This is a genomic window from Pseudoalteromonas sp. SG44-8 (assembly GCF_014164125.1).
Classification (GTDB): domain Bacteria; phylum Pseudomonadota; class Gammaproteobacteria; order Enterobacterales; family Alteromonadaceae; genus Pseudoalteromonas; species Pseudoalteromonas rhizosphaerae.
In genome coordinates, this window is sequence record NZ_JACJEQ010000041.1 from 1 (window position 1) to 14046 (window position 14046).

14 protein-coding genes are annotated in these 14046 nt (G+C 41.4%); 1 reads left to right on the forward strand and 13 read right to left on the reverse strand.

Annotated elements, in window-relative coordinates:
• Positions 1-132: 132 nt before the first annotated feature.
• From H5163_RS19595 to trmJ, 9 genes are all read right to left on the reverse strand, one after another.
• A complete protein-coding gene (locus H5163_RS19595; RefSeq protein ID WP_182735782.1) occupies positions 133-1560 on the reverse strand; it encodes an NAD-dependent succinate-semialdehyde dehydrogenase in 1428 nt (475 codons plus the stop codon).
• A gap of 131 nt (positions 1561-1691) precedes the next feature.
• Positions 1692-2030: an ISC system 2Fe-2S type ferredoxin gene (gene fdx, locus H5163_RS19600; RefSeq protein ID WP_145236547.1), complete on the reverse strand. Its 339-nt coding sequence runs from the start codon at positions 2028-2030 to the stop codon at positions 1692-1694.
• A gap of 11 nt (positions 2031-2041) precedes the next feature.
• Entirely contained in the window at positions 2042-3904 is a 1863-nt protein-coding gene (hscA, locus tag H5163_RS19605) for a Fe-S protein assembly chaperone HscA (protein WP_145236544.1), read from the reverse strand.
• Between the two features lie 51 nt (positions 3905-3955).
• Positions 3956-4483, reverse strand: a complete 528-nt coding sequence (gene hscB / locus H5163_RS19610) for a co-chaperone HscB (protein WP_149980539.1) — start codon at positions 4481-4483, stop codon at positions 3956-3958.
• Between the two features lie 92 nt (positions 4484-4575).
• Positions 4576-4899, reverse strand: coding sequence for an iron-sulfur cluster assembly protein IscA (gene iscA / locus H5163_RS19615; RefSeq protein WP_145236536.1), 324 nt, complete (start codon positions 4897-4899; stop codon positions 4576-4578).
• Positions 4900-4909: 10 nt separating this feature from the next.
• On the reverse strand, positions 4910-5293 hold the full coding sequence (gene iscU / locus H5163_RS19620; RefSeq protein WP_145236533.1) for a Fe-S cluster assembly scaffold IscU: 384 nt from the start codon (positions 5291-5293) through the stop codon (positions 4910-4912).
• A 40-nt stretch (positions 5294-5333) separates the two neighbouring features.
• The gene (locus H5163_RS19625; protein ID WP_149980538.1) at positions 5334-6551 is read right to left on the reverse strand and encodes an IscS subfamily cysteine desulfurase; all 1218 of its coding nucleotides are present in this window, start codon (positions 6549-6551) and stop codon (positions 5334-5336) included.
• Positions 6552-6574: 23 nt separating this feature from the next.
• On the reverse strand, positions 6575-7066 hold the full coding sequence (iscR, locus tag H5163_RS19630) for a Fe-S cluster assembly transcriptional regulator IscR (RefSeq protein WP_145236527.1): 492 nt from the start codon (positions 7064-7066) through the stop codon (positions 6575-6577).
• A gap of 174 nt (positions 7067-7240) precedes the next feature.
• Positions 7241-7963, reverse strand: coding sequence for a tRNA (cytosine(32)/uridine(32)-2'-O)-methyltransferase TrmJ (gene trmJ, locus H5163_RS19635; protein WP_182735783.1), 723 nt, complete (start codon positions 7961-7963; stop codon positions 7241-7243).
• Between the two features lie 290 nt (positions 7964-8253).
• Between trmJ and suhB the strand changes: the two genes are divergently transcribed.
• Positions 8254-9057 (forward strand): inositol-1-monophosphatase, encoded by an 804-nt coding sequence (suhB, locus tag H5163_RS19640; RefSeq protein ID WP_145236520.1) that lies wholly within the window; start codon positions 8254-8256, stop codon positions 9055-9057.
• 48 nt (positions 9058-9105) lie between these two features.
• Here suhB and H5163_RS19645 read toward each other — a convergent pair whose 3' ends face one another.
• From H5163_RS19645 to H5163_RS19660, 4 genes are all read right to left on the reverse strand, one after another.
• A complete protein-coding gene (locus tag H5163_RS19645) occupies positions 9106-9933 on the reverse strand; it encodes an ABC transporter substrate-binding protein (protein ID WP_182735784.1) in 828 nt (275 codons plus the stop codon).
• 81 nt (positions 9934-10014) lie between these two features.
• The gene (locus H5163_RS19650) at positions 10015-11802 is read right to left on the reverse strand and encodes a bifunctional diguanylate cyclase/phosphodiesterase (protein ID WP_182732645.1); all 1788 of its coding nucleotides are present in this window, start codon (positions 11800-11802) and stop codon (positions 10015-10017) included.
• 94 nt (positions 11803-11896) lie between these two features.
• Positions 11897-12427 carry a hypothetical protein gene (locus tag H5163_RS19655; RefSeq protein ID WP_182735785.1) on the reverse strand — a complete coding sequence of 177 codons (531 nt, stop codon included), beginning with the start codon at positions 12425-12427 and terminating at the stop codon, positions 11897-11899.
• A 298-nt stretch (positions 12428-12725) separates the two neighbouring features.
• Positions 12726-14033 carry a hypothetical protein gene (locus tag H5163_RS19660; RefSeq protein ID WP_182735786.1) on the reverse strand — a complete coding sequence of 436 codons (1308 nt, stop codon included), beginning with the start codon at positions 14031-14033 and terminating at the stop codon, positions 12726-12728.
• Positions 14034-14046: the final 13 nt, after the last annotated feature.

Here is a 14046-nt window from a genome sequence, read left to right on the forward strand (position 1 = left end):
GTAAGCGGTAAGCGGTAAGCGGTAAGCGGTAAGCGGTAAGCGGTAAGCCAAAAATTTGAGCGTTGCAAATTATTATGTCAACACTTAAAAAGCACTCGGACAGCTTAAAACTTATAGCTTACCGCTCTAAAGCTAAATTTTCATACACACATATTTTTCTTCGAGGTACTCGTCGAGCCCTTGGTGGCCACCTTCGCGACCAAGACCTGACTGCTTAACCCCACCGAACGGTGCGACGGGGTTTGATATTAACCCTTCGTTAATACCTACCATGCCGTACTCTAACGCTTCGCTCACTCGGTATATTTGTTTCAAATCTTGGCTATAAAAATAAGCAGCTAAACCATAAGGCACATCGTTGGCCAGTGCTAAAACTTCAGGCTCTTCATCAAATACAATGATACTCACCACCGGGCCAAAAACTTCTTGATGGTAAATGTCCATCTCCGCAGTTACCCCATTTAAAATCAGCGGTGCTTGATAGTTACCACCAAGCTCAACATTATCACCTATTTGTACCGCACCTTTTGCTTTGGCATCTGCAACCAACTCTTGTACTTTTTGCTTAGCTTTAGGATAAATCAACGGCCCTATATCTGTTGCGTCATCAAGCCCATTACCGACTTTCAGTGCTGTAACTTTTTTAGCTAATTTATCGACAACTTGATCAAGCACGCTACGCTGTACAAAAATACGGTTAGCCGCGACGCAAGTTTGCCCGCCATTTCTAAATTTTGCCCCCATAAGTCCCGTTACCGCTTCATCCAAATCGGCATTATCAAAAATAATAAACGGCGCGTTACCACCAAGTTCCATTGAAGTACGCTTAATAGTAGGGGCACATTGTGCAAGTAATTGCTTACCTACGCCCGTTGAACCGGTAAAAGTGAACTTACGAACAAGTTCAGATTCAGTTAGTAACTCACCCACCATTTTAGCGTTTTCAGAGAGCAATACATTAAAAGCGCCTTTTTCAAAACCGGCTTGGTCAGCCAAATAAGCTAATGCTAAAGCACATAAAGGTGTATGTTCCGAAGGTTTTAGTACAAAGCTACACCCAGCGGCATAGGCTGGTGCAACTTTACGGGTAACCATAGCAATTGGAAAATTCCAAGGAGTTATGCCTGCAACCACACCAATAGGCTGTTTAAAACTAGTTAAACGATGATTGTCATCAGTGGCGGGGATCACATCACCATAGCTACGTTTGGCTTGCTCTGCGAACCACTTAATAAACCCAGCCCCATATTCAACTTCACCAAGGGCTTCTTTTAATGGTTTACCTTGCTCTTTAGTCATTAATTCAGCAAGAGTTTGTTTATGTTGCATAACCAGTTCAAACCAACGCATTAATACATTACTACGCGTTGTGGCATTGGTGGCTTTGAGTTTAATAAATGCGCCGTGAGCGGCGTTGATGGCTTTATGAACCCCATCATCATCGATATCACTTACCATGATGATGCTTTGCTGTGTAGCGGGATCATCAACACTAAAGTGTTTTTCAGTGGAGTAAAACTCACCGTTAATAAATGAATCAGTAAATATAAGATGTGACATAGAAATCCCTCCGGTGTGTAGCTATGAGCCTTAAGCTGTAAGTTGTAAGCTAAAACAAAAACACCGCGTTCAAATTGAGCGCGGTGTTTTCTTTAAAGCTTAAGGCTTACAACTTATAGCTGCGCTTTAAATCAATGCTCTTCATTAACGATATTGAGATTGTACTTCGGTATTTCAACTATTAAGTCTTCATCACGGATTATTGCTTGGCAACCTAGGCGTGATTCAGGCTCTAAACCCCATGCTTTATCTAGCATGTCGTCTTCAAGCTCGTCACTTTCATCAAGTGAGTCAAAACCTTCACGAATAACTAAATGACAAGTGGTACACGCACATGACTTTTCACAAGCATGTGGAATACTGATACCGTTTTTAAGTGCAACATTAAGAACTGTTTCACCACTTGGTGCATCAATTGCAGCGCCGTCAGGACATAATTCCGGATGGGGAAGAAAAATAATTTGTGGCATTCTAACCTCTTTTAAACGTTGTCTACTGACTGCCCTTGCAGTGCTTTTTTGATCGATGCATCCATTCTTAACTCAGCAAATTTACTGCTGGCGTTATCAACTTTCTCAATGGCTGCTTTTATTTGATTTGGCTCGGTAGCTGTCTCACGAACTGTAACTAGCTTCGCTATTTCAGCGTTCAAGTTAGTTAATTCATGTTCAGCAAGTAAAGCACTGTCTGTTGCTAATGATGCATAAAGTGCTTCGATAACACGCAATGCTTCAACTTGTTGCTCTTTGAGCATACGCGCTTGCATATCATCTTTGGCATTAGTCATCGACTCTTTAAGCATATTAGCTACTTGGTCATCTGACAAACCAAACGATGGTTTAACCTGGATTTCAGCTTGTACGCCAGTTGATTTTTCCATTGCAGATACGCTAAGTAAGCCATCGGCATCGACTTTAAAGGTCACACGAATATGCGCCGCACCGGCTGCCATTGGTGGAATACCTTTTAAGCTAAATTTAGCCAATGAACGGCAATCATCAACTAGCTCTCGTTCACCTTGCAATACATGCAGAGACATTGCAGTTTGACCATCTTTAAAAGTGGTAAACTCTTGTGCTCGTGCTACAGGTATAGTGGTATTACGCGGAATAATCTTTTCCACTAAGCCGCCCATAGTCTCAAGGCCAAGCGACAGTGGTAATACATCAAGTAACAACATGTCTGAATCAGGCTTGTTACCCACTAACACATCCGCTTGTAATGCTGCACCAAGTGCAACGACGCGGTCCGGATCAATAGAGGTAAGCGGCTCTTTATTAAAAAACTCAGCGACTTGGTTACGTACGATTGGCATACGGGTTGAACCGCCGACCATAACTACTTGCAGTACTTCGTCGTTTGTAATACCAGCATCTTTAACTGCACGGCGACACGAACGGAGTGTTTTTTTCACCAGCACCATGGCTAGTTCTTCAAACTTTTCGCGAGTGACTTCAACCGTGTATTTTTCATCATCAAACTCAAGACCAACATTCACTTTAGCATATTGGCTTAGTGCTTCTTTACAAGCTTTAGCTTTATTAATAAATAAGCGTAATACTGATGGAGATAGCGTCATCACACCGGTTTCACGTTTAAAATGATCCACTAATAATGAGTCAAAATCATCGCCACCTAGGCTTGAATCACCACCGGTTGCCAGTACTTCAAATACACCTTGGTTTAAACGCAAGATTGAAATATCAAAGGTACCGCCGCCTAAATCATAAACTGCGATAATGCCTTCTTGGCCTGAATCTAAACCATAAGCAACCGCGGCTGCAGTTGGCTCGTTTAATAAACGCAGTACATTAATACCAGCAAGCTCTGCAGCATCTTTGGTGCTTTGGCGCTGTGCATCATCAAAATAAGCAGGTACTGTGATCACGGCACCTAAAATATCTTGCCCTGCAAAACTTTCTTCGGCGCGTTGCTTTAATGCTTTTAAAATATCGCTTGATGCGGTGATTGGGCTGATGTTGCCAGCCGCGGTGGTAATCGCTAATGCGCCATCATGCTGACAAAAATCATACGGTAATTGGCCGTAGCTTTGCTCTATTTCAGCTTGAGTTTTACCTAAAAAACGTTTAACTGAAATTAAAGTATTTACAGGATCTTGTGTTGCAGCTTGAGCGGCAAGTTCGCCTACTGTTATACCATCAGCGGCGTAACGTACAACAGACGGTAACATGGCTGCGCCATTAACATCGGTTAATGTACGGGCTTCGCCACTTTGTACTGTCGCAACAAGTGAGTTGGTAGTACCAAGGTCAATACCAATTGCTAACTTATGTTCATGTGGTGCCGCGCTCTGCCCCGGCTCAGCAATCTGCAATAATGCCATAATGATCTTTAACTCTTGTTTGACTTACCAATGGTGCAGTAAGTTAGATAATTAATCGTCGAATAAACTGTCTTCAATACGCTCTAATTCATCTCGTAATTTATACACGAACTTTAATTTTCGAATGCTATCAGCGGCTAACTGCCATTGCTGCTCGTCATTACTTGCCAATTGCTCAGCAAGTTGCGCACTGTATTGGCTGTCTAGTTGTTTTATTTGCTTCTCGAACTGAGCAATCGCTGTGTCTGGATCATCGCTTGTGCTTAGCTCTTCAAGCTCTTCACGTAATTCCATTTGCTGCATTAAAAAGAGTGGATCTTGTAGTGTTTGCTGCTCGGCACGAATATCAACACCCAATTCACTCAGCATATATTCTGCGCGTTTTACCGGATGCTTTAAAATTTGTAAGGCATCATTAATTTCTGCGGTATTTTGTACGGCTAATAACTTATCACGGCTGCTGGCATTGGCATGGCGATCTGGGTGAACGGCACGCTGGAGTTCGAGGTAATTCTTAGTTACTTTTGCCAAATCTACATTGTAATCAACGGGTATCGCAAACAATTCAAAATAGCGCATAATTCCAACCATGCCAACAATCTATTGGCTTAAAATTCAGATAGAACAAAGCCCTACAGGTGCAGGGCTTAAGAGTACAATCACTTTATTGTTTATACTGTGAAACTTTCGCCACAACCACACTCATCAGCTTGATTTGGGTTAATAAATTTAAACCCTTCGTTCAAACCTTCTTTAGTGTAATCAAGCTCGGTGCCATCAATATAAACTAAGCTTTTAGCGTCGACGATTACTTTAACCCCTTTAGATTCAAATACTTCGTCGCCTTCAGATAACTCGTCAACAAACTCAAGAACATATGCAAGACCTGAACAGCCCGTCGTTTTAATGCCTACGCGCAGGCCTAAGCCTTTTCCGCGATTTGCTAAAAATGATTCTACGCGGTTTACTGCCGCTTCTGTCAATGTCACTGCCATGATTTATCTCTTACTTCGCTTGTTTACTTTTGTAATCTGCAATTGCTGCTTGAATTGCATCTTCAGCTAAAATTGAACAGTGAATTTTCACTGGAGGCAATTCAAGCTCAGCACTGATATCAGTGTTCTTGATCATTGCAGCTTCATCTAATGTCTTGCCTTTAACCCACTCTGTTACAAGTGACGATGAAGCAATTGCGCTACCACAACCGTATGTTTTGAATTTAGCATCTTCAATTATGCCTGCAGCTGATACTTTAATTTGCAGCTTCATTACGTCACCACATGCTGGTGCGCCAACCATACCCGTTGCTACTGATGGATCATTTTTGTCTAATACACCTACGTTACGTGGGTTTTCAACATGATCGATTACTTTATCACTATACGCCATAATTCTATCCTCATTACCTGCTAGTGGATGTGCTCGTCAATTAATGATGAGCCCATTCAACTGAATCTAAATCAACACCCTCTTGATGCATTTCCCAAAGAGGAGACATCTCACGTAAGCGACCGATAGAGTTTTTCATTAAATTGACGGTATAATCAATCTCTTCTTCGGTGGTAAAACGACCAATACTAAAACGAATTGAGCTGTGTGCTAATTCATCGTTGCGGCCAAGCGCACGTAATACATAAGAAGGCTCTAAACTTGCTGAAGTACAGGCAGAACCTGATGATACAGCAATATCTTTAACAGCCATCAATAACGACTCACCTTCAACAAAGTTAAAGCTGATGTTAATTATTCCTGGTACTGATTGGTCCGGCGTACCGTTAAAGTACACTTCATCCATATCAGCCATAATGCCATCAATTAAACGCTTACGAAGCGCGCTGATGTGAGCATGATCTTTTTCGAAATCTTGTTTGGCAATTCTAAATGCTGCACCCATACCAACCAACTGGTGAGTCGCTAGCGTACCAGAGCGCATTCCACGCTCATGACCACCACCATGCATTTGTGCTTCTAAACGAGCACGCGGTTTACGGCGAACATACAATGCACCGATACCTTTCGGGCCATATACTTTGTGCGCTGAGAAAGACATAAAATCAACTTTAAGCTGTTGCACGTCGATTAAAACTTTACCGGCACTTTGTGCAGCATCAACGTGGAACATGATTTTACGTTCGCGACACATTTCGCCAATAGTCGCGATATCTTGAATTACACCTAGCTCGTTGTTTACATGCATAATGCTCACTAATACTGTGTCATCGCGCATTGTGTCGGCTAATTTTTGTAAATCAAGTAGGCCGTTTTCTTCAACGTCCATATAGGTTACTTCAAACCCTTGACGCTCTAGCTCACGACAGGTGTCGATCACTGCTTTATGCTCAGTTTTAGCGGTAATAACGTGCTTACCTTTCTTTTTATAAAACTGTGCTGCGCCTTTAATTGCAAGGTTGTTTGATTCTGTCGCACCCGAAGTGAAAACGATTTCACGTGGGTCTGCGTTAATTAAATCTGCGATATCAGTACGAGCTTGATCAATCGCTTCTTCAGCTTGCCAACCAAAACGGTGTGAACGTGATGCAGGGTTACCAAAATTGCCATCCATTGTCAGGCATTGCATCATTTCTTTTGCTACACGCTCGTCAACTGGCGTGGTTGCTGCGTAATCTAAATAAATCGGTAACTTCATTTCTTTCTCCGCTGGACGCCAACTTATAGTTGGCAGCTTACTTGAATATTTTCCAATTGCTTGAGTGCATTATTAACGCTGTTATCTTGGCGAGATGAAACTTCCTTCACATCTGACTTTTCCACCAATTCAGCAAGGGTAATACCGTTTAAAAAGTCTTCTATTCTGGTACTTAGATCAGACCATAAGGTGTGAGTTAAACACCGCATTCCGCTTTGACAGCCGCCTGTTGCACCATGGCATCGGGTTGCGTCTATTGATTCATCAACGGCGTTGATCACATCACCAACCGAAATTGCATGCGTTTCTCGACCGAGTAAATAACCACCACCAGGTCCGCGCACAGAGCTGACTAAACCACTTTTACGTAACCGGGCAAATAACTGCTCTAGATACGACAAAGAAATTTCTTGTCGTTCTGAAATATCGGCAAGGGGAACTGGCCCTACATTTGTATGTAGCGCAACATCCAGCATCGCTGTGACGGCATACCTGCCTTTTGATGTTAACTTCATGGAGCCCCCGCACTAAAGAGTGCAAATTTTAATTACCAGAGTAAAATAGTCAAGTATTATATTAGAGGCTATCAGCTATCAGCTAAACCTCAATACCCGACTGTTTTAGTCAAGTACTGTGTTCATTGTAATTACCTGAGTAATTTAGTCAAGTATTAGTCTTATAACTTTCGCTTATTTAGTAGACTTATTTATTGAGGTTAAAATACCGCGCAAAATATTTAGCTCTGCATCTTCTGGGCGTGCGCGGTTAAATAAACGACGTAACTTAGTCATTACCATGCCCGGATGCTGCTTAATAATAAAGCCTGTTTCCAGTAAGGTTTGTTCTAAGTGTTCGTAAAATAACTCGGTTTGTTTTGAACTTGGATACACAGCATCATCTACTTGCGTGGCTTTTGGTTGCTGATTTAAAAACGCCATACGTGTTTCGTAACACAAGGTCTGCACAGCCATTGCTAAATTAAGCGAGCTGTATTCAGGATTAGCAGGAATACACACATGGTAGTTACATAGTTGTAGTTCTTCATTACTTAAGCCGCTGTTTTCGCGACCAAAAACTAATGCCACAGGACCAGTAACAGCTTCAGCAACTAGCTTCTCACCACACTCACGTGGTTCCACCATCGGCCACGATAAAGTACGTGAACGGGCGCTAGTACCAATAGTTAGAGCACAACCTGCAATCGCTTCAGCAACTGTGTCAACTATTACCGCATTACCTAGCACATCAGTTGCACCGGCTGCTAATGCGCTGGCGTGGCTATCAACTTCACACGCTGGATCAACTAAATACAGTTTTGATAAGCCCATGGTTTTCATCGCGCGCGCCGCTGAGCCGATGTTACCTGAATGCGAGGTGTTTACTAAAACAATGCGGATGTCATCTAAGATCATTACTGTTTAACTCATACCAAAAAATTGCGCGAATTATAACATAGAGAAAAGCTGTAAGCAGCAAAGATTCTAGGTTCTAGGTTCTAGGTAATAAATATGGGAAGTTTTATGTATCAACGATCAATGCTGGCTTTTGTCTTGTAATTTTTACCTTGCAACTCAAGCCAGTACAAAAAACAAGCAAAAATTTTTGGGGTTTATTGTTTACTTTGTGCCAAAAATCGCTAGAATACGCCGGCTGAAATATATAGAAATATATACACGTTCTTTTACAACCCAAAGGTAATACCATGCATCCAATGTTAAACATTGCGGTTCGCGCTGCGCGTAACGCAGGCAAAATTTTACTTCGCGCTGGCGAAGATTTATCAAAAGTTGAAGTGCAACAAAAAGGCACTAATGATTTAGTAACGAATATTGATAAAGAAGCCGAAGCCGTAATTCGCGACACTATTTTACAATCTTACCCTACTCACTCTATTGTTGGTGAAGAGCTAGGTGAGCACGTAGGTAAAGATGCAGATTACCAATGGATTGTTGATCCTATTGATGGCACTACAAACTTCATCAAAGGCATCCCTCATTACGCGGTTTCTATCGCACTTAAAGTTAAAGGTCGTCTAGACCAAGCTGTTATCTACGATCCAATTCGTGGCGAGCTTTTCACCGCTTCTCGTGGTCAAGGCGCACAGCTAAATAGCAAACGTCTTCGTGTAAGTAAAACTACCGTTCTTTCTGGTACTGTTCTTGCCACTGGTTTCCCATTCAAAAACAAACACCATATGGATGCGTATACTGAAGCATTCAAAGCATTGTTTGTTCACACTGCTGATATTCGCCGTGCCGGTTGTTCTGCACTAGACATGGCATACGTGGCAGCTGGCCGTGTTGATGGTTTCTTTGAAATTGGTTTGAAACCATGGAACTCAGCTGCAGGTGAACTAATGGTTAAAGAAGCTGGCGGTATGGTTGTAGATTTTGCCGGTGGTAATAATTACGCTCACAGCGGTAATATTATCTGTGGCGCACCAAAATTAACACAAGCGATGATCCGTGAAATTCGCCCAGTATTAACTGAAGCGTTACTTCGCTAATAGCGAGTTATACTCAGATCGATACTAAAAGGAGCCTAGGCTCCTTTTTTAATGATTAAAATAAGGGTTCTCTAATTTGATCTCAACAGTGTTTTGCGGATCAAATGGCAAGGCCTTTAAATCATCGCCAAAATACTGGTTAAATAGCTCATCAAAACTACCGTTCTTTTGCATAATAGCTAAGCCATCGCTGAGCGTTTTTGCCAGTTCTGGCTTGTGTTTGGCCACAAAGTAATAAAAAGCACTCGGGTAGCTAATATATAAATTTGGCACAATAACCAGCGCTTGCTTATTAACTTCTTTTAACTCTGAGCTTACTTCTATAAAGGAGCGAGGAAAGTAATCAACTCGTCCGGTCAAAACGATATTAAACATCGCTTGATAATTTGCAAACGGTCGCACCGATAAATCATTATATGCCAATATTTTGGTATCGGGCCAGTCATGCCCTTGAATTGCAGTAAACCCTTTTAGTTGCTCTTTGCTCTTGATATCAGCAAAGCGATTAAGAAACAACTGCCTAGTTACTAAGGCTCGCTTACCAATATAACCTTTAAATAACGGCACTTTTATCGGTATTGCTAAGGTTTCGCGTTCGGGGCTGGTCATACTCCAATATAGGTCAACGCTATTATCGGCAAGGGCTATGAGCGCGCGCTGCTGGTGAGGATGTACCACGACAGATTCTAACTGGGCTGAATAATTAGCAGCATCAAGCGCACGTTGCAGTAACTCTTTTAAGTATGCATCTCGTTTATATAATGTTCGAGGTTCTTGAGCGATTGTGATCGTTTCTTTTGCTGCAGTTTTAGCACTGCATACAGTACTAACAATAAGTACCGAGAGCGAGATGAGTGAAAAGAAATACCTAGTCATATTTATTATTTTCTAGTGTTTTAGTAAAGCTACACGCTGAGCAATAAATACTCAAGAAAAACAGCCCTACTTAACGTTATTTTATATGACTTGTTTCTCAGGAGTTAAACGTACAACCGCCAAAGCAGGGCCACGTCGTTTACATAAAAATAGATAGCTGTGGCGATAACGTTTTGCTTCTTTTTTAGCATCTGTTGCCAATGCAGCAATTTGATGACTGTTAGTACACTGCTCTAGATCGGGTTCAACAACGCCAATCGATAAAGTAAGTAAAGGTACAAATTGCTTTTCACCTTCACGATTAGTTGCCCAATAACCACCACTGGCAATATGCTCTGGCGTAAAGAATGCACGAGATTTCAGCTCAAACTCAGTTATTATGTTGTTACATACTGTAGCCGCATCATCACCATCAAAGACCACCATAAAATCATCGCCACCAATATGACCAACAAAACTGGGCACGTTACTACAAGCTTGGGTGGTAACATCGGCCAATAATTTGATAACACTATCACCACTGGCGTAACCATATAAATCGTTGAACTGCTTAAAGTGGTTTAAATCAATATAGGCTAATGCAAAGCTGTGTTTGGCTCTTAATCTATGCTCAATTGCTTCGTTAATTGCAACATTCCCCGGCAGCATAGTAAGTGGATTAGCATGCTGAGCATGACGAATTTTCTCTTCCGTAATATGTTTTAAAATATCCCGCAGTGGCGCGAGCCCTAAGTACTGCTCAGTGCGAGTGATCACAATATGACGGCGAATATCAAAATCATTTTCGGTAATTTGCTGACTAACAGTATCAAGCAGCTGATTTTCATCAACTACCAAGGGTTGCTTGTGCATTAGTGCCGTAACCGGTTGTTTGTCGTATAAAGCATGGCCATAAGGAGCCGCAAATACTTCTGTCAGTTGATCTTTGTGTAATAAGCCTATCGGCTGCAAGCTTTCATTGACAACCGCAAGACTGATAATCGATTTATCTTTTTCAAAAATATTATGCGCATCTTTACAACGAGTATGACTGTCTATTGGGGCTTGTTCGATTGCTAACCAACCTATCGCCATTGATTGCTCAAACTGATTGTTAAGTGGGGTAAAACTTAATTGCTGTAATTGAGCTGAGTCAAACGCTAAGCTAGGTTTTAAACTTGGTCGTTCCAGCAAAAAGCCTTGCGCATTCACAATGCCTAGCCCTTCAAGTAAACTGAGTTCTTCAACCCGCTCTATGCCCTCTGCTATCACCGCTGTTTTGGTAACTTTCGCTAACTCTATAATTGATTTTAAAAATTCTTTTTTAACCACGCTTTCATCGCAATGGTCAATAAAATAACGGTCAATCTTCACATAGTCAGGACATAATTCTGACCATTGCTTTAACCCTGAGTAGCCTGCACCTAAATCATCGATGGCAATCGAAAAACCGAGCTGGCGATAATGGGCAATTGTTTTCAGCAATAAAAAACCATCATCAACCTTTTCTTGTTCGGTAACTTCAATCACCACTCTATTAGCGGCCAAGCCAAACTGCTTAATTAGGTGTAATGTTTCGCCTTTCGGATGGCAGGGATCAAGTAACGTTTTAGGACTTACATTTAAGAATAATTTGCCTTGTAGTTTTAACCTTACAAAATTTTCGATCGCTTTTGAACGGCATAACAACTCAAGCTCTGAGATTTTATCGTGCACAATTGCAGCACTAAAAAGCGCATTTGGCATCTCTAGATCGCAATTTTTAGGGCCTCGACTTAATGCTTCGTAACCTAAAATTTGCTGCCCTGCAATATCAAAGATGGGTTGAAACAGTGTCGTTATTTCACTGTTTTTTAAGATATTTTCTAATATACCTAGCCGAGCACTCACTTATCATCAACCCATTACTTCATTAAGAGAGTGCTAAAGTAGCAAGCTGGTATGACAATTTTATGTCAGTACCCGTTAACACTCCGGCATTTTGTTATTTATTTAATGCTTGTTCAACCAGATCAAAATGAGCTATCACCTCAATAATCTCAAGTTCAGCATATTCATAAGCTTGTGGGTCAACAAATCCTAAACGAGCAACCGCCTGTACAGTCGCAGGATGAACCAATAAATCCTTACCGTGATAACATATGGGATCGTCAAACTTAGGTAGCTTACCATCGCTATGATAACCACTTTCAATTTCTTCTAGGGGCAATGAAGGGAGCAAATCAGCAACAGCAATAAGCGCATTTATGTATTCAGCACATTGTGGATAATCAACTATCAAGTCATTGAGGATAGTCTGCGATAGCGCGACTAAATCAGCAGATTGAGTTTCTAAATTAGCTGCGTCTTTTTGCACTCTAATACTGCGAAGTAAGTTATTAGCTTGATGCTGATAATGTTCAAGTGTTGTTAATTGATAAGGTTGTACTGCAGCCTTTGATTGCTTAGGTTTAACGTTGTCATCACATCCGCTAACAATAATTAGACTACTAGCGACTACAAGTTGCTTTAACATTAGTTGGTTACATCAATACTTAATCAATAATTACTATTATAGGAAATATTACGTTCCATAAATAGCAATTATTAACAGCGACCTATTTAAAGCTACGCGGCATAAAACCCCGCCGACAAATATGCAAATACAAGGGGCTTGCCCCTTACGTAGGCCTTTTATTCTTTCAGCTTCTCTCTGGCTTGATACTCTAAAGCTACAAATACTATTAGACTATTCACCACCACCATCGGGGCACTTCTAACCTCCTTAGCTTTTTCAAGTACATTGTTAATTTTCAAAACTGAGTTCGCTTACCCTATTTGTCATCTTTGTGACTAGACCTAAATTTCGCTGCGGCTCGGTTAATGGCTTTTCTGAATGATACTCTTGGCATCAAGATAAGATCACGGTTTTGCGTGCCAAAGGTATAGTCATAAGGAAAATGTTTACGCTCTGTATTTGGCCCAAATTTGCCCGTGGCAAATATTCCCTGATGACAACTAATACAATTACTGGTGGAATCGGGCCCTTCAATAAAAGGGTTAGAGTTCCAAGTGATTACCTCTTTTTTATTGCGATAGTTTAAAAATAATTTTTTACTGCCAGTAAACAGCGGGAGGTTATTCATTCCATTTCCTGGGGAGGGATCCATTTCCAGTTCATTGACCGACACTAACATAATATAGTTGCTGTAGACATCACTGATACTGTCCGGTCTGTCACTACCAAAGCCTATATCTGGTTCGGGTTGCCAAATAAATGAGATCCATATCCAATCTTTAAGCTCTTTAGTAACAATGTGAAAACCTTTTAGGACAAAGGTTCTATCACCATCACTCATGGTAAAAGCGTTAGTTTTATCTAGGCAATACTCTCCTCTTTCAACCCATGCACCGCTATTAGCGATAACCTGATGTACACCGCTGGGGCTCAAATCTTTAACATTACTTTTATAGCAAAGGCCATTGGCACTTTGAGATTTAACTTCGCCCCAGGCTAATTTCATCATTATGGAGGTTGCCGGAAATTCCACCATACAATTGGAATGAGATGCTTTGTCCGCTAGCGGTGTGTCCATTAATTTTACCGTCACCGCTTGACATGCAGCAATACTACGAAAGTGTTGCAATATGTGAAGCACATAATCAGAGTTGTAAACTGCAGGAGAAAATAGTTGGAACCCCCCTGTCAATGGTGCCGGATCAATATTGGGCGATTTAGGTCTTTGAATACTCGACAATAACTTCTGGGCTGCACTTTCTGTAAGCCCCGAACCCGTAAACGCTGAATTTGAATCTATTGTGTCTAAAAGATACTCAATGTCATCACGGGAAAACCAGGTTTGCCACAGTGAAGTAAGGTTATTTTCCACAATAAAACCAAATCCGGTTTGTTGTTTGGCAGGCGCTAAAACTTCAGCTGAAATTTGCCAAGCGATCTTCCTCCGAAGAGAAAAGTCTGCTGCAAGCTCTATAGAGTCAAGCTCACCTACACCAATATAGGGCTCAGGTTTAACGTGAGACCAACTCTCCACAGGTTTGGTTATCATGGCGGCAGAGATGTCTAAACTCATCCCGATTAGAAAAGAGGCTATCATCAGGTTCTGTTGGATAGACTTAGACACTCTGCTTTCTCCA